We start from the raw sequence: 3086 nt of genomic DNA on the forward strand, positions 1-3086 counted from the left end.
ATCCCAGATCTTGCCATTCAGTTTCAGGACTGCGCGCAGGCCTTCGTCCTCAGCATCGTTCTTTTTCAAAGTCTGTCGCAGGGCCTCGTAGTGTTCGGCAATTTCTCTGGTGAACGAATGCCCTGCGCCCATAGACTTCTTGCTCACCTTGATCGCGCGCAGATACAATTTCTCCGCCTCTCTGGGCTCCACATCACACAGGAGGTCAGCCAGATGCTTCAAGACAACAGCGACTTGAGCGTCCTCAGGTCCTTTGGTCTTTTCTAAAATCACCAGTGAGCTGCGCAGCAGTGGCTCTGCTTCGCGGGGTTCACCCGCCTTCACCAAATAACCTGCCAGCACCCTGAGATCCACCGCCACAGTTTCATGAGCCTTCCCCAGATTTTTCTCATGAACCGCCAGTTTGCGGCGCAGAAACGGCACGGCATCTTTCCAGCGATCCATGTCGCTCAAAGTTTGGGCAATCATGGAGAGGGAGCCGGTGACCATGGAGTTGTCCGGGCCAAAGGCTTTTTCTGCGACCGAGAGCTCTTTTCGATAGGCGGCTTCTGCCTCCGGGTAGCGGCGCAGCGAGTGCAGTGTGTTTGCCAGATGGTTCAGATGGGAGAAGAGACTGTGGTCTTCCGGGCCTTTCGTCCGCTCAATGTTTTCGACGATGCGCTGCTGCAGCGGCAGTGCCTCTTGATGCAGGTTTTGCTCGCTGAGCAGTTGCGCCAGCTGAACACGGCAGGCGCAGGTGATGGCAGCATCCGGGCCCAGTGCTTTCTCCTGCACGGGCAAAACCTGACGGTAGAGTGGCACGGCTTCCTTCCTGCGCTGGGTTCGCTCCAGCAGCTCCGCCAGTGTGTAGGCCACCTGGGCGGTCAGCGGATGCTTCGGCCCCATGATGGAGGTGCGAATTTCCAGCGCCCGGCGGAGCAGGGGCTCTGCTTCCGCATTGCGCGCCTCGGACAGCAGCAGACCTGCAATGATGGAGTGACAGGTGGCAAGCTCGGCATTTTCAGCGCCAACGGCCTCTTCGTGAATCTGAAGCGCCTGCTGGTAGAGCAGTATGTTGCCACGACCTGTCAGAATGATTTCCCGTAGCTCTTGCGCTTTGTTGAGCTTGGTACTGACCGCAATATTGCTGAGTCCTGAGAGCTGCTCATGAAGCTTCAGCAGTTCGACATACTCGACAAACGCGGAGTGAGATTGGTGCATGCTCAAAAGCAGCTCCGCTTGGCTTCCCAGACAGGTGGCGGCTTCCGGGGACGACTCGCCATCCGGGCGCTTTTCAATGCAGGTCAGCAGTCGCTGATAGAGCTGCTCCGCCTCTTTCTCCCGGCCCGTTTGCCGCAGCAGGTCGGCGAGATTGTTCAGACTCGATTCAAGATCAGCCGAAGTCACGCCTGAGGCTTTTTCCCGAATCGCCAGCGCACGCCGGTAGAGTGCCTCCGCCTCCTGAAAGCTGTCAGCGGCTTCGAGGTGGCTTGCCAGCTCGCTGAGGCGTGCCGCAACCTCGGGCGCTTCCTTTCCATGCTCCTGCTCCGCCTTCGCCAAGGACTCACGCAGCCGCGACATGCCGGCTGATTCCGCCGCATGCGCAGCGCAGAGCGCACTGAGGAGAAAAAAGACGATGAATCTCACCCTGGCATTCCGTCAGAAATCGGATGCCGTGGAAAGTAAAAAATGGCGGGCTCAATCAACGAGCGTGGCTTCTCTGTCCTCAAGGTTCCTTCAAAGCCGGCGGCCTATGGCTCTGGATCTGCGCCTTAAAATCACCGAGGCTGTTCCAATGCGTGGGCGCATTGAGATCGACTTCTGCGATGGCCAGCGTGCCAAACACATCCGCCTTTGCCAGTACATCGCCATAGTGATCAAAGATGCCTGAGATCATCCACTGGTTCTTGGTGGCGTCCGTGTAGGTGCTGCTGACAATGTAGACGTGGTTTTCGCAAGCGCGTGCAGCGGCGAGCATGGGATTGCAGCCCCACACCGGCCAGGCGATGACTTCGGCTCCCTTGATTGTGAGCGCACGGGCGACTTCAGGAAAGAAGCCATCGTAGCAGACCATCATGCCCACTTTGCCAAATCGTGTGTCGAACACCGGGTAGTCATGGCCTGGCGTGATGCCATGCTCGATCTCCCCACGCGGCAGGGTCACTTTGCGATATTTGCCAACGAGCGTGCCATCCGGGCCCAGGAGCGCAGAAGTATTGTACAGCGTCTTGCCATCACGCTCCACGAGGCCGGCGACGATGTAGAGATTGTGCTCCTTCGCCAGCTTGCCGAAGTACTCGGTGCTGGGTCCGGGCACCGTCTCGGCACACTCGGCCATCGTCTTGCCGGTGCCGTAGTAGGTGAGCGTCTCGCCGAGCACCACGAGATCGGCCTTCTGCTTGGCAGCCTCCGCGATGAGCGGCGCATACTGCGGCGGCTTGTCGGCGGGGTTCTTGCCGTCCTTCGGCTGAAGGTGAATCGTGGCGAGGCGTGCCTTGCGCGGGGCAGGGGCGGGCACCGCAGCGAGTGAAACATCACTCCACTCCACACGCGCATTCGCCGCCCACTGGAGGTAGAGTTCAATCTTCGCCTGCTTGGCCTTCACCGGCGCACGCAGGGTGCTCTCGCAATGAATCCACTGATTCCCTTCACCATCAGGCACATGCGGATACTCAGGCTCGGCACGCGGGACGGTGCCCTTCGCGTAACCTTGCTTCGCAGGCTCCTCCCAGCTCACGGGCTGGCCCTTTTCATCCTGCCAAAGGATGCGCGCATACACGCTGCGGCGCACAGTGGGCATGGCGCTGGCCTTTTTCCACGCGCTGAACTTGGTAATGCTGACCGCCTTCGACCGGCAGCGTGTTCGTCCAACAGCCGATCCATTGCTCACCCGCACCCGTTTCAAGAACCAGCGCCCCTTTGCCATCATGTCCGCCAGTCTGACTGGCCTCCGCAGCAGGCTTCGCCTCATCACGCGGAGACCACAGCACCCAGCCATCTGAAAACGCCGCATGGGAAGCGGTGGCGAGGAGGCAGAGGAGGGCTGTGAGGGATTTCATGCGGGAGTGTACGGTGGATCAAGCCGCAGTCTATGCGGCACAATCTCG

General features: G+C 59.7%; 3 protein-coding genes. All 3 read right to left on the reverse strand.

From position 1 onward, the window contains the following. Positions 1–1626, reverse strand: a 1626-nt coding sequence (locus ACIREA_RS29520; protein ID WP_397385904.1) for a tetratricopeptide repeat protein, incomplete at its 3' end; no start/stop codon positions are given. Positions 1627–1705: 79 nt separating this feature from the next. After that, positions 1706–2779 carry a carbon-nitrogen hydrolase family protein gene (locus tag ACIREA_RS29525; RefSeq protein ID WP_397385905.1) on the reverse strand — a complete coding sequence of 358 codons (1074 nt, stop codon included), beginning with the start codon at positions 2777–2779 and terminating at the stop codon, positions 1706–1708. Next, positions 2730–3038, reverse strand: a complete 309-nt coding sequence (locus ACIREA_RS29530) for a hypothetical protein (RefSeq protein ID WP_397385906.1) — start codon at positions 3036–3038, stop codon at positions 2730–2732. Before ACIREA_RS29530 ends, ACIREA_RS29525 begins: the two co-directional genes overlap by 50 nt. Positions 3039–3086: the final 48 nt, after the last annotated feature.

The sequence above is a fragment of the Prosthecobacter sp. genome, from assembly GCF_044373815.1.
Lineage (GTDB): Bacteria > Verrucomicrobiota > Verrucomicrobiia > Verrucomicrobiales > Verrucomicrobiaceae > Prosthecobacter.

What these genes read in the sequence shown, in the direction of transcription:
- ACIREA_RS29525 (WP_397385905.1), bottom strand. Translation starts at nt 2,779, where the DNA reads ATGCCCACTGTGCGCCGCAGCGTGTATGCGCGCATCCTTTGGCAGGAT.
- ACIREA_RS29530 (WP_397385906.1), bottom strand. Translation starts at nt 3,038, where the DNA reads ATGAAATCCCTCACAGCCCTCCTCTGCCTCCTCGCCACCGCTTCCCAT.